The following is a 20,668-nucleotide window of genomic DNA, read 5'->3' on the forward strand; positions in this document are numbered from 1 at the left end:
GTGCGCCGCCCCTTCATTCTTGCCGGGTGAATGCCCATTTTTGCCCAAATATTGGGCGATGTGCCGGGGCGGCAGGCATCCGGGGCCGCCTGCGCTTGCCGTGCGCAGCGCCAGTGGTGAAAAGACGCCATGCCGGATCGGATCACCATCGTCGTCGTCGAGGAGGATCGCGAGCGCGCGATCTCGATCGTCGATGCGCTGCGCGCCTCGGGCCCTTATGACGTGCATGTCATAGGCAATGCCTCCAGCCTGGCGCGGCGGATCGGGGCGCTGGCGCCCGATGTCGTGCTGATCGACATCGACAATCCCACCCGTGACATGCTTGAGGAACTCTCGCTGGCCTCCGGTCCGTTGGAACGTCCCGTCGCGATGTTCGTCTCGGGCGCGGCCAGCGGTCTTGCGCGCGAGGCGGTGGAGGCGGGCCTGTCGGCCTATGTCGTCGACGGGATGCAGCCGGACCGGCTCAAACCCGTGCTGGATGCGGCCATCGCGCGGTTCCAAATGATGCGCCAGATGCGCCGGGAACTGGCCGAAACGCGCCGCGCGCTCGAGGAACGCAAGGTCATCGACCGCGCAAAAGGCCTGCTGATGAAGGCCCGCGGCATCGAAGAGGAAGAGGCCTACGCGTTGTTGCGCAAGGCCGCGATGGACCAGGGGCGCCGCGTGGCCGAGGTGGCCGAGGCGCTGGTCACGGCATCGGGGCTCTTGTCATGAAGATGGTCAGGCTGCCCACGGCATTTGTCCCGTTGGTGGATGCCGCGCCTCTGATCGTGGCCGAAGAGATGGGTTTTGCCCGCGAAGAGGGGATTGCGCTGGATCTGATTGCAGCGCCCTCGTGGTCCTCGGTGCGCGACATGCTGGCCTTTGGCCGCGTGGATGCGGCGCAGTTGCTGTCGCCGGTGCCGGTGGCCATGGCGCTGGGGCTGGGCGGGGTGACACAACCGGTGTCGGCGGTCTCTGTCCTGTCGGTCAACGGCAACGTGATCGGTGTCAGCCGCACGCTGGAGCACCGGTTGCGGGCCACGGGATACGGGTTCGATTTTCACGACGCGGCGGGTGCGGCCCGCGCTCTGGCCGCCGTTGCGGAACGGCCGCTGGTCTTCGGCGTGCCGTTCCCGTTCTCCATGCATGTGGAACTTCTGCACTACTGGCTGGAGTCTTCCGACCTCGCGCAATCGGGCTTCGAAGTGCGCACGGTGCCGCCGCCTCTGATGGTGCGCGCCCTGGCCGAGGGGGACGTGGATGCCTTTTGCGTGGGCGAACCCTGGGGGTCGGCTGCGGTCGAGGCCGGGGCCGGGGCGCTTTTGCTGCCCGGCAAGGCGGTCTGGTCTTTCGCACCCGAAAAGGTGCTGGCCGTACGCACGGACTGGGCCGAGACCGAACCCCACCTGCTGGGCAAGCTGATGCGCGCGGTCTGGCGGGCGGGGCGCTGGCTGGATGCGCCGGGGCACCGCACCTCGGCGGCCGAGATCCTCGCACAGAAGCCTTATCTCGATCTGCCGTCCGAGGTGGTCGACCGCGCCCTGACCGGGCGCCTGACGATATCGGGCCATGCCGAACAGCGCCTGGTCGATGGCTTTGTCGCCTTTCACGAGGGCGCCGCGAACTTTCCCTGGCGCAGCCAGGCCAAGTGGATCGCGCATCGGCTGGCCGCGCGTCTGGGCCTGGACGAAGACCGGGCACGCAGCCGGGCGGCGGAGGTTTTTCGCAGCGATATCTACCGTATGCAGATGTCGACCACGGGGGCCGATCTGCCCGGCGCGTCCGAGAAACTCGAGGGCGCGATTCGCGAAGAAACCGCCGTCGCATCGCGGAAAGGGGGGCTGATGCTGCCGCCGGATGCGTTTTTCGACGGGCGCGTTTTTGATCCCGACCGCTTCTGATGCACATTTTTGCGGCAGTTGGCCGTGCCGTTCCGGGTGGTTTCCGGATCTCGCGCCGCAGTGCAGCAGAAAACCGTTGCCGCACCCGGTGTGCCTGACGCAGGGTACTCCCATCGACGTGCAATGGCGTACGTCGCACGAAATACCTCCCATGGACCGGGATCACCCGAGCAACGCCGCTCACTCTTTGTCTGCCACCGGACAAAGCGTGTTTGCGGCTTTTTGTCTTGCCCGGCGTTTCGTGAAGGACCCGGGCCCCTGAAAAAGGAACCGACCTCATGAAGTCTTTCCTCCTTGGCCTCGCGGCCACCACCGCCCTTGTCAGCCCCGCGCTGGCGCAGATGCTGGAGCTTGAAAAGGACGAACTGACCTTCGGCTTCATCAAGCTGACCGACATGGCCCCGCTCGCCGTGGCCTATGAGCAGGGGTACTTCCTTGACGAGGGCCTGTTTGTGACGCTCGAAGCGCAGGCCAACTGGAAGGTTCTGCTGGACGGCGTGATCGGCGGGCAACTGGACGGCGCGCACATGCTGGCGGGCCAGCCGCTGGCGGCCACCATCGGGTTCGGCACGGAGGCGCATATCGTCACCCCATTCTCGATGGACCTCAACGGCAACGGCATCACCGTCTCGAACGAGATCTGGGCCGAGATGAAGCCGAACATCCCGCACGAGGACGGCAAACCGGTGCATCCGATCTCGGCCGAGGCGCTGGCCCCGGTGGTTGAAAAGTACAAGTCCGAGGGCAAGCCCTTCAACATGGGCATGGTCTTTCCGGTGTCCACCCACAACTACGAACTGCGCTACTGGCTGGCCGCCGGTGGTCTGCACCCTGGCTACTACTCGCCCGAGAATATCACCGGCCAGATCGGCGCCGACGTGCTGCTGTCGGTGACGCCGCCGCCGCAGATGCCCGCCACGCTGGAGGCCGGCACCATCTATGGCTACTGCGTCGGAGAGCCCTGGAACCAGCAGGCGGTGTTCAAGGGGATCGGCGTGCCGGTCATCACCGACTACGAGCTGTGGAAGAACAACCCCGAAAAGGTCTTTGGCATCACCGCTGAGTTCGCCGAGGAATACCCCAACACCACGCTGGCCGTGACCAAGGCGTTGATCCGCGCCGCCATGTGGCTGGACGAAAACGACAATGCCAACCGTCCCGATGCGGTCGAGATCCTGTCGCGGCCCGAATACGTTGGCGCCGATTACGACGTTATCGCCGCCTCGATGACCGGCACCTTTGAATATGAAAAGGGTGACAAGCGTGACGTGCCCGACTTCAACGTCTTCTTCCGCTACAACGCCACCTATCCCTTCTACTCGGATGCCGTCTGGTACCTGACGCAGATGCGCCGCTGGGGTCAGATCGCCGAGGCCAAGCCCGACAGCTGGTACGACGAGGTCGCGCGGTCGGTCTATCGCCCGGACATCTACCTGGAAGCCGCGCGCATTCTGGTCGACGAGGGCCTGGCGAACGAGGCCGACTTTCCCTGGGACAGCGATGGCTACAAGGCGCCGACACCGGCCACCGACATCATCGACGGCATTCCCTACGACGGCCGCACGCCCAATGCCTACCTCGACAGCCTGCCCATCGGCCTGAAGGCCGACCAGACCGTCGTCGGCACCGAGGTCAAGGGCTGAGCCCGACCCGAACGCCGAGGCCCCGGATCCTGTCCGGGGCGCGGTTCACTCCCTGCATCGCGCGTCCCGGGCCGTGACCCGGGGCCTCCACTCCCTCTGAACGAGGACCGCATGACATGACCACAGTCGACCCGAATTTTTCCGACAGCGCCGCCCGCGAGGCCCGCCGCGCACGCCTCTTCACCCGTATCAACGCCGCCGACAAGTGGTTCCAGGTCCTGGGTTTGAGCTGGCTCACTCCTGCGATCAAGGCTGCTGCAGGCGACAATCCCAAGGCCCAGATGAAGGATCTTTGGCGCCTTCTTGGTGTGCCGCTCCTGGCCATTGCCGGTTTCCTGCTGCTCTGGAGCACGCTTGCACCGCAGGTGCAGACCAGCCTGGGCGCCGTGCCCGGCCCGGCCGCCGTCTGGGAAGAGGCGGTGAACCTGCACGCCGACGCCGAGGCCAAGGCCGCCAAGCGCGAAAAGTTCGAGGCAATGGTCGCCAAGCGCAACCAGAAGTTCATCGATGCCGGTCAACCCGAACGGGTCAAGGACATCGCCTATACCGGCGCGCCCAGTTACTACGAACAGATCTGGACCTCGATCAAGACCGTCTTCTTCGGCTTCTTCATCGGCACGGTCATCGCCATCCCGCTGGGCATCATGGCCGGGTTGTCGCCCACGGCCAATGCCGCGCTGAACCCGTTGATCCAGATCTTCAAGCCGGTTTCGCCGCTGGCATGGTTGCCCATTGTCACGATGATCGTTTCGGCGGTCTACGCCACCAACGACGGGCTCTTCGCCAAGTCTTTCCTGATCTCGGCCATCACGGTCACGCTCTGCTCGATCTGGCCGACGATCATCAACACCGCGCTGGGCGTGGCCTCGATCGACAAGGACCTGGTGAACGTCTCGAAGGTGCTGAAGATGAACACCTGGACCAAGATCACCAAGCTGGTCCTGCCTTCGGCGCTGCCGTTGATCTTCACCGGCTTGCGGCTGAGCCTCGGTGTCGGCTGGATGGTGCTGATCGCCGCCGAGATGCTGGCGCAGAACCCGGGTCTGGGCAAGTTCGTCTGGGATGAATTCCAGAACGGTTCCAGCCAGTCGCTGGCCAAGATCATGGTGGCCGTCTTTACCATCGGGATCATCGGCTTCCTGCTGGATCGCGTGATGTACGCCCTGCAGTCGCTCTTCACCTTCTCGAACCAGCGGTGAACGACATGGCAGTCATCGATTTCAACAACGTCTCCAAGAGTTTCGGCGAGGGCACCCATGCCACGCCGGTCCTCAAGGACATCGACCTCAAGGTGCAGGAAGGCGAGTTCTTGGTGATCCTCGGTTTTTCCGGCACCGGCAAGACGACCCTCATCAACCTGATGGCGGGCCTGGAAATGCCCACCGCCGGCAGCGTGACCTACCAGGGCAAGCCGATCACCGAACCGGGCCGGGAACGCGGCGTGATCTTCCAGAACTATTCGCTGATGCCCTGGCTGACGGTCGAAGGCAACGTGCGGCTGGCGGTGGATACGGTGTTCCCGGGGATGCCGCGCGCCGAAAAGGCCGCCAAGGTCGCCCATTACGTCCAGATGGTGGGTCTCAGCCATGCCGCCACGCGCCGCCCGGCGGAACTGTCGGGCGGGATGCGCCAGCGGGTGAACGTCGCCCGGGCCCTGGCCATGTCGCCCGAGGTGCTGCTGCTGGATGAACCCCTGTCGGCGTTGGACGCGCTGACCCGTGCCAACCTCGCCGAGGAGATCGAGAAGATCTGGGAGGCGGACAAGAAGACCTGCGTGCTGATCACCAACGACGTGGACGAGGCGATCCTGCTGGCCGATCGCATCATCGCGCTGAATCCCGACGGCACGCTGAGCGATGAGTTCAAGGTCGACATTGCCCGCCCGCGCGACCGGTCGGCCATGAACCACGACGAGCGGTTCAAGGCGCTGCGGGCGCAGGTCACGCAATACCTGATGGAGGTGGGGATCGAGGCCAAGCCCGAGGGGACGCGCGTGCTGCCCGAGGTGACGCCGATCCACGGTGTTCCGCAGGCGGTCAAGGATGCCCAGCAGGGGCTGATCGACGAACGCTTTCTGGATTTCAGCCAGCTGCACAAGGTCTACGCAACACCCAAGGGACCGCTGACCGTGGTCGAGGACTTCAACCTCAAGATGGATCGGGGCGAATTCATCTCGCTGATCGGCCATTCGGGCTGCGGCAAATCCACGGTGTTGACCATGGCCGCCGGACTGAATGAAATTTCCAAGGGCGCGATCAAGCTGGATGGCCGCCACGTCGAGGGCGCCGATCCGGAACGGGCCGTGGTGTTCCAGTCGCCCTCGCTGTTTCCCTGGCTGACGGCGCGCGAGAACTGCGCCGTGGGCGTGGACAAGGTCTATCCCAAGGCCAGCCGGGCCGAGCGTCAGGATGTGGTGGAATACTATCTTGAACGCGTCGGGCTGGGCAATGCGATGGACAAGCCCGCCAGCGAAATGTCGAACGGCATGAAGCAACGGGTTGGCATCGCGCGGGCTTTTGCGCTCTCGCCCAAGCTGTTGCTGCTGGATGAGCCTTTCGGAATGCTCGACAGCCTGACGCGCTGGGAATTGCAGGAAGTCCTGATGGAGGTCTGGGACCGGACCAAGGTCACCGCGATCTGCGTCACCCATGACGTCGACGAGGCGATCCTGCTGGCAGACCGCGTGGTGATGATGACCAACGGGCCGCAGGCCACCATCGGCAAGATCGTTGACGTCGACCTGCCGCGCCCGCGCACCCGCAAGGCCCTGCTGGAACATCCCGACTACTACGATTACCGCGCCCAGGTGCTCGATTTCCTCGAGGAATACGAGCACGGCGCCAAACCCAAGCCCAAGGCCGATGCGCCGCGGGCCATCGCGGCGGAGTAATCCCCATGAAACAGAAATTAGTCGTTATCGGCGCCGGCATGGCCTCTGGCCGGGTGCTGGAGCACCTGCGCGAACGCGCACCCGACCAATATGACATCACGCTGTTCAACGCCGAACCGCGTGGCAACTACAACCGCATCATGCTTTCTCCTGTCCTGTCGGGTGAAAAGACCTACGAGGAAATCGTCACTCATGACGATGACTGGTATGCGCAGAACGAGATCACCTGCCGCTTTGGCGAGCATGTGGTGGGCATCGACCGCGACAGCCGGACAGTCACCGGTGAGAACGGCGAAGTCTCTTATGACAAGCTGCTGATTGCCACCGGGTCGGCGCCGTTCATCATTCCCGTGCCCGGCAAGGATCTGCCCGGTGTGATTGCCTATCGCGATCTGGACGACACCAACGCGATGGTCGAGGCCTCGGCCAGGGGCGGCAAGGCCGTGGTGATCGGCGGCGGCCTTCTGGGGCTGGAGGCGGCGGCGGGGCTGGCCCTGCGCGGCATGGATGTGACCGTCCTGCACCTGATGGGTCACCTGATGGAACGCCAACTGGACGAGGCGGCGGGCTACCTGCTGAAGAAGGATCTGGAAAAGCGCGGCATCGCCGTGATGACCAAGGCGGCGACCAAGGCCATCCTGGGCGAGGATCGCGTCGAGGCGGTGCTGCTGGAGGACGGCACCGTTCTGGACGCCGATCTGGTGGTCATGGCGGTGGGCATCCGTCCGGAAACCCGGCTCGCCAACGACGCCCACCTGGACGTGGCGCGCGGGATCGAGGTCAATGCGCAGATGATGACCTCGGACCCGGACGTGCTGGCCGTGGGCGAATGTGTCGAACTCGACGGGCAACTCTTTGGCCTTGTCGCGCCACTTTACGACCAGGCCAAGGTCGTCGCCGCGACGCTGACCGGGGAAGAGGCGTCTTTCGTCCCCAAGGAACTCTCGACAAAGTTGAAGGTCACCGGCTGTGATCTGTTCAGCGCCGGCGATTTCGCCGAAGGCGAGGGGCGCGAAGATGTGGTCTTCCGCGACCCGTCGCGCGGCGTCTACAAACGCCTCGTGATCGAGGGCGACAGGCTGGTCGGGGCGGTGATGTACGGCGACACAGCCGACAGCAACTGGTTCTTCGGCCTGATCAAGGACGGCACCGACATCTCGGACATGCGCGAGACGCTTATATTTGGTCCCGCCTACCAGGGAGGCGGTCAATCGGACCCTCTCTCAGCCGTTGCAGCCTTGCCGCCTGAGGCAGAGATCTGCGGGTGCAACGGCATTTGCAAGGGGCAGATCGTCCAGGCCATCGAGGGCGGCGCGACAGACCTTGGCGCAGTCAAGGCCACAACCAAGGCCAGCGCCTCTTGCGGGACCTGCACCGGGCTGGTCGAACAGCTGTTGCAGGTGACACTGGGCGACGGGTTCGAGATGCCTTCGGCCCAGCCCGTCTGCGGCTGCACCGACCTGTCCCACGAGGATGTCCGCCGGCTGATCAAGAGCCAGGAGCTGAAGAGCCAGGAGGCGGTCTGGCAGGAACTGGGCTGGAAGACGGTCAACGGCTGCCACACCTGCCGCCCGGCGGTGAACTTTTACCTGCTGGCGGATTGGCCGCTGGATTACACCGACGATCCGCAAAGCCGCTTCGTGAATGAGCGCAACCACGCCAATATCCAGAAGGACGGCACCTATTCGGTGATGCCGCGCATGTGGGGTGGCATGACCACGCCGCAGGAACTTGTCGCCATCGCGCAGGCGGCAGAGAAATACGGCGCGACCGTCAAGGTGACGGGCGGCCAGCGGATCGACCTGCTGGGGGTGCACAAGGAAGACCTGCCCGCGATCTGGGCCGATCTGAACAAGGCGGGAATGGTCTCGGGCCATGCCTACACCAAGGGGCTGCGCACGGTGAAGACCTGTGTCGGCTCGGACTGGTGCCGGTTTGGCACGCAGGATTCCACCGGGCTGGGCATCAAGCTGGAAAAGCGGCTGTGGGGGTCGTGGACGCCGCACAAGGTCAAGCTGGGCGTTTCCGGCTGTCCGCGCAACTGCGCCGAGGCGACCTGCAAGGACATCGGCATCGTCTGCGTCGACTCCGGCTACCAAATTGGGGTCGGCGGTGCTGCCGGCATGGACGTCAAGGAGGTCGAGCGCCTCGTCGATGTGCCAACCGAGGAAGAGGCGATCGAATGGACCGTCGCCTTTGTCCAGCTCTACCGCGAGAACGCAAAATACCTCGACCGGGCCTACAAGTGGCTTGCCAAGGTGGGGCTCGACTGGGTGCAGGACGTGCTGGCTGACCCCGAGGAGCGCGCCGCGCTGGTCGCCCGTTTCGACCTTTCGCAAAGCGTCTATCAGACCGATCCCTGGGCCGAACGCGCGCGCCCGGACGTGGCCAAGAGCTTTCAACCGCTGGCCGATTTCACACTGGAGGCAGCAGAATGACCTGGACCGATATTGGTGCCGTCACGGATGTTCCCCTGCGCGGTGCGCGCCTGGTCAAGACACATGCGGGCTGCATCGCGGTGTTCCGCACCGCAGAGGACGAGGTCTTTGCCGCCTCGAACGCCTGCCCGCACAAGCAGGGGCCATTGTCCGAGGGCATCGTGCACGGACAGAAAGTCACCTGCCCGCTGCACAATTGGGTGTTTGACCTGAACACCGGAGAGGCGCAGGGCGCCGACGAGGGGCGGATCGCGGTCTACCCGGTGCGGATCGAGGCAGGGCGCATCCTGCTGGAGATTAGTGCACTTCAGAACCGGAGCGCAGCGTGATGGCGGGGGCAGGGCGGAAAACCGTTCGGTCCACATGCCCCTATTGCGGGGTGGGTTGCGGCGTGTTGCTGACCCCTCAGCCGGGCGGGGGGCTGGACGTACGCGGCGATCCGGACCACCCGGCCAATTTCGGGCGTCTGTGCTCCAAGGGGTCTGCGCTGGGCGAGACGGTGGGGATGGAGCACCGCCTTCTGATGCCGCGGATTGGGGGGCGGGACGTCAACTGGGACAGCGCCCTGCGCACGGTGGCTGAACGCTTTGCTGCCACAATCGCCGAACACGGGCCGGACAGCGTCGCCTTCTACGTCTCCGGGCAATTGCTGACCGAGGACTACTATGTTGCCAACAAGCTGATGAAAGGCTTCATCGGCTCGGCAAACATCGACACGAACTCTCGTCTTTGCATGGCCTCGACGGTGGCGGGGCACAAGCGCGCCTTCGGCACGGATACCGTCCCCGGCACCTACGAGGACATCGAGACCGCGGACATGGTGGTCCTTGTCGGCTCGAACCTGGCCTGGTGCCATCCGGTTCTGTACCAACGTGTCCTCGCAGCGCAAAAGGCGCGCGGCACGCGGATCATCGTCGTGGACCCGCGCCGCACTGCCAGTTGCGATGGCGCCGACATGCATCTCGCGTTGGAGCCCGGATCGGACGTTGCCCTGTTCAACCGGCTTCTGGCAGAGATCGACGCGCGCGGCGCCGTGGACCAGGAGTTCCTGCGCAGCACCACGGGTTTCGACAGCGCGCTGGCGCAAGCCCGCGCGGAGAATGGCAAGGCGACGGGGCTGAGCGAGGCCGAGATCGCTGCCTTCTGCCACCAGTGGATCGGGACCGAAAAGGTCGTCACCATTTTCAGCCAGGGTGTGAACCAGTCCAGCGCCGGGTCGGACAAGGTGAACGCGATCCTCAACTGTCATCTCGCCACCGGCCGCATCGGCAAGCCCGGCTGCGGGCCGCTGTCGGTCACCGGTCAGCCCAACGCGATGGGCGGGCGCGAGGTCGGAGGGCTGGCGAACATGCTGGCCTGTCACCTCGACCTTGAAAACGCCGACCACCGTGCCGCCGTGCGTGATTTCTGGTCCGCACCCACTGTTCCCGACGCGCCGGGGCTGAAGGCCGTGGACATGTTCAACGCGGTGCGCGAGGGGCGGATCAAGGCGCTCTGGGTCATCCACACCAATCCCGCCGTTTCCATGCCAGATGCCGACCGCGTGCGCGACGCCATCGCGGGGTGTGAGTTCACCGTAGTCAGCGACATCACTGCCGAGACAGATACCGCGCGGCTGGCCGACGTCCTTCTGCCCGCCAGCGCATGGGCGGAAAAGGACGGCACCGTCACCAATTCGGACCGCACCATCAGCCGCCAGCGCGCCGTTCTGCCCGCCCCGGGCGAGGCCCGTCCCGATTGGGAGATCCTCGCAGAGGTCGGGCGCCGCATGGGGTGGCGCGCGGCCTTCGACTACCAGTCCCCGGCCGAGATCTTTCGTGAATACGCCGCGCTCTCGGGCATTGCCGGCGCCTTTGGCCGCGACTTCGACATCTCCGGCCTCGCCGCCCTGGGCGCCGAGGACTACGACAGCTTGCAGCCGACCCGCTGGCCGGTCAGTGCCAGGCGCGAGGGCGGGCGTTTCTTTTCCGATGGCAGGTTCTTCCATGCCGATCAAAAGGCCCGCCTCGTCCCGGTCTCATGGCGCCCGCCGGTGGCGAAGACCGCCCCGCGCTACCCGTTCCGCCTCAATACTGGGCGCACCCGCGACCAGTGGCACACGATGACGCGCACGGCGCTTTCGCCGCGGCTTTCGGCGCATCTGGCAGAGCCTTTCCTGGAAATCCATCCCGCTGACGCCATTGCCAAGGGCATCGGGGCGGCTGATCTTGTGCGGGTCCACAGCCCGCAGGGCAACGCCATCCTGCGCGCCCGCATCACCGATGCCGTCCGCCCCGGGCAGGTCTTTGCGCCCATGCACTGGACCGGGGAAACCGCCCCTTCGGCCCGGATCGATGCGCTGGTCGCGGCGGTGACCGACCCGGTCTCGGGTCAGCCGGAAAGCAAGGCCAGCGTGGTCAATGTCACGCGGCTGAACGCGGCCTGGTACGGTTTCGCGGTTTCCGCCCGTCCCATGACGCCAAGGGCCGCCTACTGGGCGCGCAGCGTCACCGGCTCGGGCCAACGGGCCGAGCTTGCCGGGCTGGACACGCCACAGGACTGGGAGGCCGAAGCGCGCGCGCTTTTCGATCTGCCGACCGCCGAACTGACATCGGTCACCGGGCCGGGACAGGGGAATGCGCGCCTGGCGTTTCGGGAAAACGGGCAACTGGTCGCGGCGCTGTTCGTGTCACCCACGCCGATTGCGGTGATGCGCGACTACCTGGCCACGCTGCCGGATCAGCCGGACCAGAGCCTGCTCTCGGGCCGGTCGCCCGCCGATGTGCCGGACCCGGGGCCGATCCTCTGTTCCTGTTTCGGCGTTGGCGTGAACACGATCCTGAGCGCCATCGAGGCCGACGGGCTGCTGAGCGTCGAGGCCATCGGCGCGGCCTTGCAGGCGGGCACCAACTGCGGCTCGTGCCGGCCGGAACTGGCGGACCTCCTGGCCTCGGTCCAGCAGAGGGAGGCCGCGGAATGAGCCTCGCCGCCCATGTCCGCACCTTGGGTCGGGGGCCGGGCCGTTCGCGCTCCCTGACCGAGGAAGAGGCCGCCGAGGCCATGTCGCAGATGCTGGAAGGCGCCGCGCCGGAGGCGGTTGGCGCGCTCTTGATGCTGCTTAGGATGAAAGGCGAGACGGCAGAGGAAATCGCCGGCTTTGCCCGCGCCGCCCAGGCTCCGCTGGCCGACTGGCCCCAAGCTGATCTGGACTGGCCCTGCTACGCTGCCGGTCGCACCCGTGGTCTGTCCTGGTTCCTGCTGGCGGCAAGACTGGTCGCTTCCAGCGGTCAGCGCGTTCTGTTGCACGGCTGGAACGGGCCGGATCGGGCGATCCGCGACGGACTGGAGGCTTTGGGCATCCCGCAGGTCCGTACCCCGGCCGAGGCGGCGCGCGCGCTCGACGCCGGGCGGATTGCCTACCTGCCGCTGGAAAATGCGCATCCTGCCCTGTTCCACCTGCTCGACCTGCGCCGGACCCTTGGCCTTCGCTCTTGCATCAACACGGTTTGCCGGATGCTGAATCCGGGCCGCGCGCCCGCCAGCGTGCAAGGTGTCTTTCATCCCTCCTACCGATTGTTGCAGGCCGACGCGGCGCAGCGCCTGGGCTGGTGCAACCTGACCGTCATCAAGGGCGGCGGTGGCGAGTTCGAACGCCATCCGGGGATGGAAATCGCCGGTTTCGGCCTGCGCGACGGCGTTGCATGGCAGGGGGGCTTTCCGGGGCTCACCGAGGATCATCGCCGGCTGTCGGACCTGTCCCTGCCGACCGAGGCGCTCACCGCGCTTTGGGTCCGTGACGAGGGGCCGGAGTTCGCCCGGCAGATCGTCCTCGGCACCGCCGCTCTGGCCTTTGCCACGCTGGGCCGGTCGCCCGACCTTTCCGCGCTGTGGCACGCGCGCCCCGTTCTGCAGACCGCCTGACAGGAGACACGCCATGAAAAGCTTTCCCATGTTCATCCGCACCACCGGCCGAAAGGTCATCATCGTCGGTGGTGGCGAACAGGCGGCACAAAAGGCACGGCTGATCCTCAAGACCGACGCCCAGATCCTATTGGTCGCGCCCGAGCTTGACCCGGAATTGCAGGCGCTGGTTGCCGAAGGCCGTGCCCGTCACCAGGGCCAGCTGTCCGCCGCTGTGTTCGAGGATGCCGCGATGGGGTTCATCGCCACGGGCTGCCCGGCGCTCGACGCCTCGGTCCATGCGCTGGCCAAGGCCATGCGCTGCCCGGTCAACGTGGTCGACCGGCCCGACCTGTGCGACCTGACCACGCCCGCGCTTGTCGACCGCGATCCGGTCGTCATTGCCATCGGCAGCGAAGGCACGGCCCCGGTCCTGACCCGCGAGATCAAGACCCGGCTCGAAGAGATGCTGGCGCCCTCCCTGGGAGGGCTGGCGGCGCTGGCCGGGCGGCTGCGCCCGTTGGTCAATGCCCGTGTGCCGCGCAGCAAGCGCCGTGCCTTCTGGGCCTGGGTCTTCAAGGGCGCGCCCCGCGTGACATGGACCCGGGGCGGCGAACGCGCGGCCGCGCAGGTGATAAAGTCAGCCATTGCATCGGGCGGCGCGCCCGATGAAGCGCCGCAGGGCCATGTCGCCCTTGTCGGCGCGGGGCCGGGCGCGCGCGACCTGCTGACGCTGCGCGCGGTTGAACGGCTGCAAGAGGCCGATGTGATCTTCTACGATCGGCTGGTCGACCCCGAGGTTCTGGAACTGGCGCGCCGCGATGCGGAACGGGTCTTCGTGGGCAAGCACGTCGGCGCGCATAGCTGGCCGCAAGAGCGCATCAACGCGGTGATCCTTGCCGCCGCGCGGCAGGGCAAGCAAGTGGTGCGGCTGAAGTCCGGCGATCCCGGCGTCTTTGGCCGCGCGGGCGAGGAGATTGCCGTGTTGCGCGCTGCAGGTATCGCCGTGGAACTGGTGCCGGGCATCACGGCAGCCTCAGCCGCCGGGGCCGCGCTGGGCGAGCCGCTGACCGAACGGGGCGTTTCGGACACGCTTATCCTGACCACCGGCATGTCGCGCGAAGGCGCGGCGCTGCCGGACAGCACGCGGCATGCGGCGCCGGGGACGACCTCGGCCTTTTACATGTCGGTGGGGCAGGCGGCCCGTATCCGCGACGACCTGATGGCACGCGGGATGCCGCCTCAGGCCCCGGTGCGCGTCGCGATCGAGGTATCGAAACCCGGCGAGCAGCTGCTGACCTGTCCCCTCGTCTCGTTGGAAGAGCGCCTGCAGGAGGTCGGGTGCAAGGGCTGTGCCGTGATCCTTGTCACCTGGCCCGAAGCGGCGGCACCTGCGATCCCGGTGGCCGGGATCCGTGCCGCCTGACCTTCAGTCAGTCCCGGCGCACCAGCCCCCCGCGGCACTCTGCGATCACTTCCAGCACGCGTTCCGTGTGGCCAAGATCCTCGGCCAAGGCCAGGGCCAGCTTGGCCAAAAAGACGTCGCCCTGTTTCGGACCGATGGCGTCGATCGCCTCTGCCATCGCCTCGTAGACGCGTTCCAGCTCTGCCTGGATCATGCGGTTTCTTCCTCGCAGATTGCCATGCGCCCCAGGGCCTGAAGCAGTTTTTCCTCCGTGACGCTGCGCCAGCGCGCGGCGACGTGCAGATCGGGCCGCACCAGGTACGCGCTTTCCTGCACCGCGCCATAGGCCCGGGCCACGGGGCCATTAGCGGGCAAGCGCAGCACCGACAGGCCCGGCGGGACGTCGAAGTCCGGTTGATCGAAGGCCAGCAGGGTCAGGCGCTTGCCCAGCTGGTCGCTCAGGAAACCATCCCCCAGCGCCACGTCGCGGATCATCGCACCCGGGATCGGCCCGGCGTCAAAACCCGGATCGTCCGGCGTGGTGGCCGGGCTGTCGGCATAGGTATGTGGTGTCATCTGGCGCGGGTTGGCGAGTTGCCCGGCGCTCTCTCGGCTCAGCGCCAACGACAGCGCCGCGTCCCGCATCACTCGCCAGCCGTGCGACGGCGGCGTCATGAACCGCGTGCTCTTGGAGGCATTCGCAAAGACATCCAGCGTCGCTCCGCGCCGTTCGGGCGTGTAGCTGTCCAGCAGGCTTTCACCGGCCTTTCCGTTCAGCACGGCGGCCAGTTTCCAGCCGATGTTGTGCCCGTCCGCGATGCCGTTGTTCAGACCACGCACGCCAAAGATCGGCACGATATGCGCGCTGTCCCCCGCAAAGAAGACCCGTTCGTGCCGGTAATCGTCCAGAAGCAGCGTATTGGCCGAATAGACGCTCCACCATTCCAAATCGTACCCGTCACCGTGGCCGATTTCCGCCAGCACGCCTTCGACAGAGGCGCGCACGTTCTCTTCGCGCGTGGCCTCCTCGGTTGTCTCGTCCTCGCGCAGCTGGTAGTCGATGCGCCAGATGTCGTCGGGTTGGCGGTGGATCAGCACGGTGCCGCCCGGACGGCAGACCGGATCAAAGAGCGCGCGGCGGATCGTGGGGTAGTCATGCGCCATCTTCACATCGGCGATGACATAGCGGCCCTCGTGGTTCTCTCCCTTCAGGCGCAGCCCGCACATGCCCCGCACCGCACTGCGCGCGCCATCGGCGGCGATCACCCAGCAGGCGGGCAGGGCGTAGCTGCCGCTCGGATCCTCGACTGTCAGCACCGCGTCGCCCGGTCTCTGATCCAGGCCCGTCACCTTGCTTTGCCAGCGTGTCTCGATCAGCGGCGCGCTGGCGACCGCCTTCCAGAGGAAAGCCTCGATATACTGCTGTTGCAGGTTGTACATGGGGCGGAACTTTTCGTCCGCGCTGTCGGGCATGTCGAATTCCAGGATCTGCCGCCCGCGATAGAATGACCGCGCCTTCGTCCAGCCCAGGGATTTCTCCAGAAAAGGCGCTGCGATGCCCAACTGGTCAAGAAAATGATAGCTGGACCGCGACATGCAGATGGCGCGGCTGCCGTCGTTGAAGGTGTCCTTGGCGTCCAGCAGGACGCTGCGCACCCCGTGCAGTGCCAGCGTCAGCGCGGCGACCATGCCGACCGGCCCGGCGCCCACCACGGCAACCGGCGCTTGCGGTTCGACCTCGGGCCGCCTGGGCGGGTCGAAATGCGGGTAGTCGAAGTAAAGCGAGTCCAGCTCGCCGCGTCCCCTTGGGCGCATGTCCCGTCCTCCTCGTCTGGTCTTGCAGGATGTGTACCAGAGCGCGCGGGTGGACTATGTCCTACAAAATGGAGGACAGGACGATACCGGGAACGACGGACCTGCTGGCCGGGATCGACACCTGCCTTGCGCTGGCCGGACGGGATGCCTGGGCCGATGCCTTTGTTCCCCGCGTGGCCGCGACCGGGGCGGCGCAGGTCATGGTGTTTTCCTACCGTGAGGAGAGTGCCGCCTGTCTCTTGTCGCGCAACTTTCGCAGTGAGGCGTTGGGGCCTCGGCTGGCAGAGGATTACCTCGGCGGATGGTACCGTCAGGACCCCCTGTTCCGCCGTGCCCTTGCGCTGGAAACCGGTGCGCTGGAGGTGATCGAAAGCGGGGCCGTCATCGACGAGATGACTGGGGATTATCGCGCATGGTTCTATGATCGTCCGGGGCTGGAGGGAAAAACCGCCGTTCTGGTGCGTGGAAATGCGTTGTGCCTTGCGGTGAATTTCTACTGGCCGGAGGCGCAAGGTGCCGCGGCAGAGGTAGCCATCCGCGTACTGGCTCGGCTTGCGCTCTTGCATTTCGAGTCCCGCGCCGAAAGCGGCTATCCCGCACCGCTTGCCGTCCTGTCCCAGCGCGAGCGGGACGTTTGCCTTGGTATCCTGTCGGGAAAGAAGGCCGAGGTAATCGCGGGGGAGTTGGGCGTGGCGGTGTCGACCATTGCCACCTATCGGACCCGGGCCTACGAAAAACTGGGTATTTCCTCGCGCGGGTCCCTGTTTGCGCTATGCCGGGTCTGAACGCGAAAAGGGGAGCGCGTCGCGCTCCCCTCTCGGATCGGCTGATCTGTTGTGCTATTTCTTCAGGTTGGTCCAGATCTGGTCGTAGACCTCCTGCGTTTGCTGGTCGCAGACCTCGATGAACACGCCCTTGCCGGCGTCGGCGGGCGGATTGGATTCCGGTTGCTTGGCCAGTTCCGGGTCAAGGAAGGGGCCGACGCCATCGACACCCGCAACGTAGCGCGCGTAATTGGTCACCGCGGCGATGTTCTCGGGTTCGAGCAGGAAATCCATGAACTTCAGCGCGTTCTCGCGGTTGGGCGCATCCTTGAGCAGGACGACGTTGTCCATCCAGACGACGTAGCCTTCTTTCGGGAAGGCATATTCGATGTTCGCGCCTTCCTGGCGGGCCTTGGCGGCAAAGCCGTCGTAGATCTGCCCGACCGACGCGTCGCCCGAGACCAGAACCTCTTTCGCGGTGTCCGAGTTGAACGAGGCCCAGTGCTGTTTCGCCTCCTGCAGCATGGCGTTCAGCGCCTTGAGCTGCTCGCGGTCGGTGGAACACTGCGGGATGCCCATGTGCAGCGCGGCCATCGCCATGACCTCACCCTGGCTGTCCAGCATGTTGATCTTGCCCGAAAGCGCCGCGGGCGGGTTGAACAGGATGTCGGTGCTGTCGATGGGGCCATCGTAATCGTCCCGGTTCACGGCGAAGCTGGTCGAGCCCCATTGGTAGGGGATCGAATGTGCTCGGCCCGGATCGAACGCGGGATCGGCCCATTCCGGCTGGATGTTGCCCTTGTTGGCCAGTTCCCCCTCTTCGATGGTGTCCAGCAGGCCCTCACCGGCCATAATCTGCACCATGTAGTCGCCGGGCACGGCCACGTCATACGTACCGATGGCGCCTGCCTTGAGCGAAGCCAGCAGGGCCTCGTTGCTGTCGTAGGTGTCCATGACCACCTCGACGTCGTGTTCCTCGCTGAACTTGTCCAATAGCTCCTGCGGGATGTATTCGAACCAGTGGTAGATGACCAGCTTGCCCTCGGCCGAGGCCATGCCGGCGGTCAGGGCCAGCGCTGCGGCTGTGGTGACGAGTTTTTTCATGTGTTTTCCCCTCTGTTGGATCAGGTCTTCCGGTCCTTGCGGCTGATCAGCCATGACAATGTCACCATGACCACCGAGACGCCAAGAAGCATCGTGGAAATGGCCATGATGTTGGGCTTGATGCCCTGTTTGACCGCGCCGAAGATCGCCGTCGGCAGGGTTTCGACACCCGCGCCCTTGACGAAGTTGGTGATGATGAAATCGTCGAGCGAGACGATGAAGGCCAGGATGAAGCCCGAGACGATGCCGGGTGCCATCAGCGGCAGCAGCACGCGGGTAAAGGCCTGCCTCTTGGTCGCATATAGGTCCATCGCGGCCTGTTCATAGGTCGCCTCGATCCCCTGCATCCGGGCCGAGATCGGCAGGTAGGCAAAGGGGATGCAGAAGGTGATATGCGCCAGAAGGATGGTCAGCAGCCCGCGGTCGAACCCGATGGCATTGAAGAAGATCAGCGTGGCGACGGCGGTCACGATCTCTGGCACCATCAGCGGCAGGGAGATCAGGCCAAAGGACACGGTGCGCAGCCGGAACTTGCCACCGCGCAGGATGGCCGTGGCCGAAAGCGTGGCGATGGCGGTGGCCACTGTGGCGGCGATCAGGGCGATGACAAAGCTGTTGCGCGCTGCCGCCTTGAACTTGGCGCTTTCGGGGCCGGTGAAGACATCGGCGTACCAGCGCAGCGACAGCCCTTCCCAGTTGGTGATCGAGGGCGAGGCGTTGAAGCTGTAGGCCATGACGACGATGAGCGGGGAATAGAGGATCACCAGGCAAAGCAGCGTGATCGCGCGAAAGCCGGGGTAGACCCGCAGGTCGTATTTTCCCTTTGCCATGATCAGCCCTCCGCCTTGGCTTGCTGGCGGGCAAAGATCAGCAGGATGATCAGGACCATCGTCAGCAGGATCATCGAGGCCGCGGCCCCGAAAGGCCAGTTGCCGGCGTTGCCCTTGAACTGTTCCTCGATCAGCGAACCGATCATGAAGTTCCGCGCCCCACCCAGCAGGTCAGGCGCCAGGAAGGACCCCAGCGAGGGCACGAAGACCAGGATGCAGCCCGCGATGATCCCCGGTTTGACCGAGGGCAGCAGGATGCGCCGCAGCACCGTCCAGCGTGGGGCGTAAAGGTCCGATGCAGCCTCTGACAGGGCAAAGTTGTAGCGTTCCACGGCGGCATAGATCGGCAGCACCATGAAAGGCAGATAGGAATAGAACAGGCCCAGTTGCACCGCGAAATTTGTGTTCACGATGGCCAGCGGTTCGCTCAGCAGGCCGGTGCCGGTCAGGAAATCGTTGAGTGGCCCCTCGTCGCGCAGAAGGAATTTCATCGAGACGGTCCGGATCAGCAGGTTGACCCAGTAGGGGATCGTCACGAGGAATACCCATAACGTGCGCTGCCTTGGGGGGCGGGTGGCGATGAAATAGGCGGTGGGAAATCCGATCGCGAGGCTGAGAAGGGTCGCCGCCCCCGCCTGCCAGATCGAACGCCAGAAGATCTGGATATAGGTCCATTCGATGGAACAGGGTTCATCCCCGAACAGCCCGCGATTGCAGAAGAACTGGTCATAGGCGCCCAGACTGAACTCCCAGATGACGCCGCCGCGGAATTCCTTGGTCAGAAAGGAATAGACCAGCATGATCGCCACCGGGGCCAGAACCAGGATGCCCAGCGTCACCCAGGCCGGCAGCAAGAGCCATGTGCGCGCCTCTGCGTAGGTGTCGCTGGTCGAGGAACCGCCCGTTGCCGCACCGCCCGCCATCAGTCCACCAGGAGGCGCGCGGCCCCCTGCTCCATGTTGACGAAGACCTCTGTGCCCGGTTCGAAGACCCGCGACGTGCCCCGGCTGGAGTTGGAGGCCCGCACGCGGAACTCCGGCCCATCGTCGAGGTCGAGGATGGTGGAAATGTCGGTGCCGATGAAGATGTTTTCCCGCACGCGCGCCTTGAGGCTTTCGCTCTCGGTTGGGGCCGACGACAGGAACAACCGCTCGGGACGCAGCGACATGTGCACCTTGGCGCCGGCGCCGATCCCGTCAACGGCATCGCAGGTCAGCCGGTGGCCGCCGCCCAGGTGGCACGCGGCGCGACCCGCCTCGATGCGGTCCACCGTGACCTCCAGCAGGTTGGTCTCTCCGATAAAATCGGCCACGAACATGTTGCGCGGACGTTCATATATGTCGCGCGCATCGCCCAGTTGCTGAACCTCGCCCGCCGACATCACGGCGACGCGGTCGGACATGGTCAGTGCTTCTTCCTGGTCGTGGGTGACAAAGATGAAGGTGATCCCGGTTTCCTTTTGCAGGTGCTTCAGCTCGATCTGCATGGCCTTGCGCAGCTTGAGGTCCAGCGCGCTCAGCGGTTCGTCCAGCAGGAGGACCTTGGGGCGCGGTGCCAGGGCACGGGCCAGCGCGACGCGTTGTTGCTGGCCGCCGGACAGCTGGGACGGCTTGCGGGCCGAGAATTGAGACAGCTGCACCATCTCCAGCACCTCGCCGGCGCGTTTACGGGCCTCGGACTTCGACTTGCCCAGCATCTCCAGCCCGAAGCCGACGTTGTCGAGCACGGTCATGTGCGGGAAAAGCGCGTAGTTCTGGAACACGGTGTTGATCGGACGCTTGTGCGGCGGCAGGCCCTCGATTTCTTCGCCAAAGAGAAAGATGCCGCCTTCGGTCACGTCCTCGAACCCTGCGATCATCCTCAGGAGCGTGGTCTTGCCACAGCCCGACGGGCCAAGCAGCGTGAAGAATTCGTTGTCCGAGATCGTCAGCGATACCCGTTTCAGCGCCGTGAAGTCGCCATAGCGCTTGACCGCGTTGCGTACCTCGATCGCGTCGTTTGTCTTGCTGGTCACGCC

General features: G+C 65.4%; 17 protein-coding genes. 11 read left to right on the top strand and 6 right to left on the bottom strand.

Annotated features, from left to right (window positions below; translation table 11 throughout):
* The first annotated feature begins 129 nt into the window (after nt 1–129).
* The 10 genes from RBB42_RS24545 (at nt 130) to cysG (ending at nt 14,159) form a co-directional block, all read left to right on the top strand.
* On the top strand, nt 130–714 hold the full coding sequence (locus tag RBB42_RS24545; RefSeq protein WP_305967686.1) for an ANTAR domain-containing response regulator: 585 nt from the start codon (nt 130–132) through the stop codon (nt 712–714).
* The gene (locus tag RBB42_RS24550) at nt 711–1,883 is read left to right on the top strand and encodes a CmpA/NrtA family ABC transporter substrate-binding protein (RefSeq protein ID WP_305967687.1); all 1,173 of its coding nucleotides are present in this window, start codon (nt 711–713) and stop codon (nt 1,881–1,883) included. The genes RBB42_RS24545 and RBB42_RS24550 overlap by 4 nt, the downstream gene beginning before the upstream one ends.
* Before the next feature lie 278 nt (nt 1,884–2,161).
* Nucleotides 2,162–3,526, top strand: coding sequence for a CmpA/NrtA family ABC transporter substrate-binding protein (locus RBB42_RS24555; protein ID WP_305967688.1), 1,365 nt, complete (start codon nt 2,162–2,164; stop codon nt 3,524–3,526).
* Nucleotides 3,527–3,642: 116 nt separating this feature from the next.
* Nucleotides 3,643–4,725, top strand: a complete 1,083-nt coding sequence (locus RBB42_RS24560; RefSeq protein ID WP_305967689.1) for an ABC transporter permease — start codon at nt 3,643–3,645, stop codon at nt 4,723–4,725.
* Nucleotides 4,726–4,730: 5 nt separating this feature from the next.
* The gene (locus RBB42_RS24565; protein ID WP_305967690.1) at nt 4,731–6,416 is read left to right on the top strand and encodes an ABC transporter ATP-binding protein; all 1,686 of its coding nucleotides are present in this window, start codon (nt 4,731–4,733) and stop codon (nt 6,414–6,416) included.
* Nucleotides 6,417–6,421: 5 nt separating this feature from the next.
* On the top strand, nt 6,422–8,854 hold the full coding sequence (gene nirB / locus RBB42_RS24570) for a nitrite reductase large subunit NirB (protein ID WP_305967691.1): 2,433 nt from the start codon (nt 6,422–6,424) through the stop codon (nt 8,852–8,854).
* Nucleotides 8,851–9,183 carry a nitrite reductase small subunit NirD gene (gene nirD, locus RBB42_RS24575; RefSeq protein ID WP_219514325.1) on the top strand — a complete coding sequence of 111 codons (333 nt, stop codon included), beginning with the start codon at nt 8,851–8,853 and terminating at the stop codon, nt 9,181–9,183. Before nirB ends, nirD begins: the two co-directional genes overlap by 4 nt.
* Nucleotides 9,183–11,813: a nitrate reductase gene (locus RBB42_RS24580; RefSeq protein WP_306043851.1), complete on the top strand. Its 2,631-nt coding sequence runs from the start codon at nt 9,183–9,185 to the stop codon at nt 11,811–11,813. The genes nirD and RBB42_RS24580 overlap by 1 nt, the downstream gene beginning before the upstream one ends.
* The gene (locus RBB42_RS24585) at nt 11,810–12,754 is read left to right on the top strand and encodes a glycosyl transferase family protein (protein ID WP_305967692.1); all 945 of its coding nucleotides are present in this window, start codon (nt 11,810–11,812) and stop codon (nt 12,752–12,754) included. The genes RBB42_RS24580 and RBB42_RS24585 overlap by 4 nt, the downstream gene beginning before the upstream one ends.
* A gap of 13 nt (nt 12,755–12,767) precedes the next feature.
* On the top strand, nt 12,768–14,159 hold the full coding sequence (gene cysG, locus RBB42_RS24590; protein WP_305967693.1) for a siroheme synthase CysG: 1,392 nt from the start codon (nt 12,768–12,770) through the stop codon (nt 14,157–14,159).
* Between the two features lie 7 nt (nt 14,160–14,166).
* On the opposite strand, the gene RBB42_RS24595 is transcribed toward cysG, so the two are convergent.
* Together RBB42_RS24595 and RBB42_RS24600 are read right to left on the bottom strand one after the other, a co-directional pair.
* Nucleotides 14,167–14,352: a hypothetical protein gene (locus RBB42_RS24595; protein ID WP_305967694.1), complete on the bottom strand. Its 186-nt coding sequence runs from the start codon at nt 14,350–14,352 to the stop codon at nt 14,167–14,169.
* On the bottom strand, nt 14,349–15,953 hold the full coding sequence (locus tag RBB42_RS24600) for an FAD-dependent monooxygenase (RefSeq protein WP_305967695.1): 1,605 nt from the start codon (nt 15,951–15,953) through the stop codon (nt 14,349–14,351). Before RBB42_RS24600 ends, RBB42_RS24595 begins: the two co-directional genes overlap by 4 nt.
* 56 nt (nt 15,954–16,009) lie before the next feature.
* Here RBB42_RS24600 and RBB42_RS24605 point away from each other — a divergent pair, with 56 nt between their 5' ends.
* A complete protein-coding gene (locus RBB42_RS24605) occupies nt 16,010–16,738 on the top strand; it encodes a response regulator transcription factor (protein ID WP_305967696.1) in 729 nt (242 codons plus the stop codon).
* Between the two features lie 54 nt (nt 16,739–16,792).
* On the opposite strand, the gene RBB42_RS24610 is transcribed toward RBB42_RS24605, so the two are convergent.
* From RBB42_RS24610 to RBB42_RS24625, 4 genes are read right to left on the bottom strand one after another with little or no spacing between them, the layout of a single operon-like run.
* A complete protein-coding gene (locus tag RBB42_RS24610; protein ID WP_305967697.1) occupies nt 16,793–17,821 on the bottom strand; it encodes an extracellular solute-binding protein in 1,029 nt (342 codons plus the stop codon).
* A gap of 20 nt (nt 17,822–17,841) precedes the next feature.
* The gene (locus RBB42_RS24615; protein ID WP_305967698.1) at nt 17,842–18,651 is read right to left on the bottom strand and encodes an ABC transporter permease; all 810 of its coding nucleotides are present in this window, start codon (nt 18,649–18,651) and stop codon (nt 17,842–17,844) included.
* A 2-nt stretch (nt 18,652–18,653) separates the two neighbouring features.
* Nucleotides 18,654–19,574: an ABC transporter permease gene (locus RBB42_RS24620; protein ID WP_305967699.1), complete on the bottom strand. Its 921-nt coding sequence runs from the start codon at nt 19,572–19,574 to the stop codon at nt 18,654–18,656.
* Nucleotides 19,574–20,665 (bottom strand): ABC transporter ATP-binding protein, encoded by a 1,092-nt coding sequence (locus RBB42_RS24625; RefSeq protein WP_305967700.1) that lies wholly within the window; start codon nt 20,663–20,665, stop codon nt 19,574–19,576. The genes RBB42_RS24620 and RBB42_RS24625 overlap by 1 nt, the downstream gene beginning before the upstream one ends.
* Between the last annotated feature and the right edge of the window lie 3 nt (nt 20,666–20,668).

The sequence above is a fragment of the Mameliella sp. MMSF_3455 genome (assembly GCF_030733205.1).
In the GTDB taxonomy this organism is placed as follows: domain Bacteria; phylum Pseudomonadota; class Alphaproteobacteria; order Rhodobacterales; family Rhodobacteraceae; genus Antarctobacter.

Excerpts from the sequence above, each read along its gene's own strand:
- RBB42_RS24545 (WP_305967686.1), top strand. The coding sequence starts at position 130 with ATGCCGGATCGGATCACCATCGTCGTCGTCGAGGAGGATCGCGAGCGC.
- RBB42_RS24550 (WP_305967687.1), top strand. The coding sequence starts at position 711 with ATGAAGATGGTCAGGCTGCCCACGGCATTTGTCCCGTTGGTGGATGCC.
- RBB42_RS24555 (WP_305967688.1), top strand. The coding sequence starts at position 2,162 with ATGAAGTCTTTCCTCCTTGGCCTCGCGGCCACCACCGCCCTTGTCAGC.
- RBB42_RS24560 (WP_305967689.1), top strand. The coding sequence starts at position 3,643 with ATGACCACAGTCGACCCGAATTTTTCCGACAGCGCCGCCCGCGAGGCC.
- RBB42_RS24565 (WP_305967690.1), top strand. The coding sequence starts at position 4,731 with ATGGCAGTCATCGATTTCAACAACGTCTCCAAGAGTTTCGGCGAGGGC.
- nirB (WP_305967691.1), top strand. The coding sequence starts at position 6,422 with ATGAAACAGAAATTAGTCGTTATCGGCGCCGGCATGGCCTCTGGCCGG.
- nirD (WP_219514325.1), top strand. The coding sequence starts at position 8,851 with ATGACCTGGACCGATATTGGTGCCGTCACGGATGTTCCCCTGCGCGGT.
- RBB42_RS24580 (WP_306043851.1), top strand. The coding sequence starts at position 9,183 with ATGGCGGGGGCAGGGCGGAAAACCGTTCGGTCCACATGCCCCTATTGC.
- RBB42_RS24585 (WP_305967692.1), top strand. The coding sequence starts at position 11,810 with ATGAGCCTCGCCGCCCATGTCCGCACCTTGGGTCGGGGGCCGGGCCGT.
- cysG (WP_305967693.1), top strand. The coding sequence starts at position 12,768 with ATGAAAAGCTTTCCCATGTTCATCCGCACCACCGGCCGAAAGGTCATC.
- RBB42_RS24595 (WP_305967694.1), bottom strand. The coding sequence starts at position 14,352 with ATGATCCAGGCAGAGCTGGAACGCGTCTACGAGGCGATGGCAGAGGCG.
- RBB42_RS24600 (WP_305967695.1), bottom strand. The coding sequence starts at position 15,953 with ATGCGCCCAAGGGGACGCGGCGAGCTGGACTCGCTTTACTTCGACTAC.
- RBB42_RS24605 (WP_305967696.1), top strand. The coding sequence starts at position 16,010 with ATGTCCTACAAAATGGAGGACAGGACGATACCGGGAACGACGGACCTG.
- RBB42_RS24610 (WP_305967697.1), bottom strand. The coding sequence starts at position 17,821 with ATGAAAAAACTCGTCACCACAGCCGCAGCGCTGGCCCTGACCGCCGGC.
- RBB42_RS24615 (WP_305967698.1), bottom strand. The coding sequence starts at position 18,651 with ATGGCAAAGGGAAAATACGACCTGCGGGTCTACCCCGGCTTTCGCGCG.
- RBB42_RS24620 (WP_305967699.1), bottom strand. The coding sequence starts at position 19,574 with ATGGCGGGCGGTGCGGCAACGGGCGGTTCCTCGACCAGCGACACCTAC.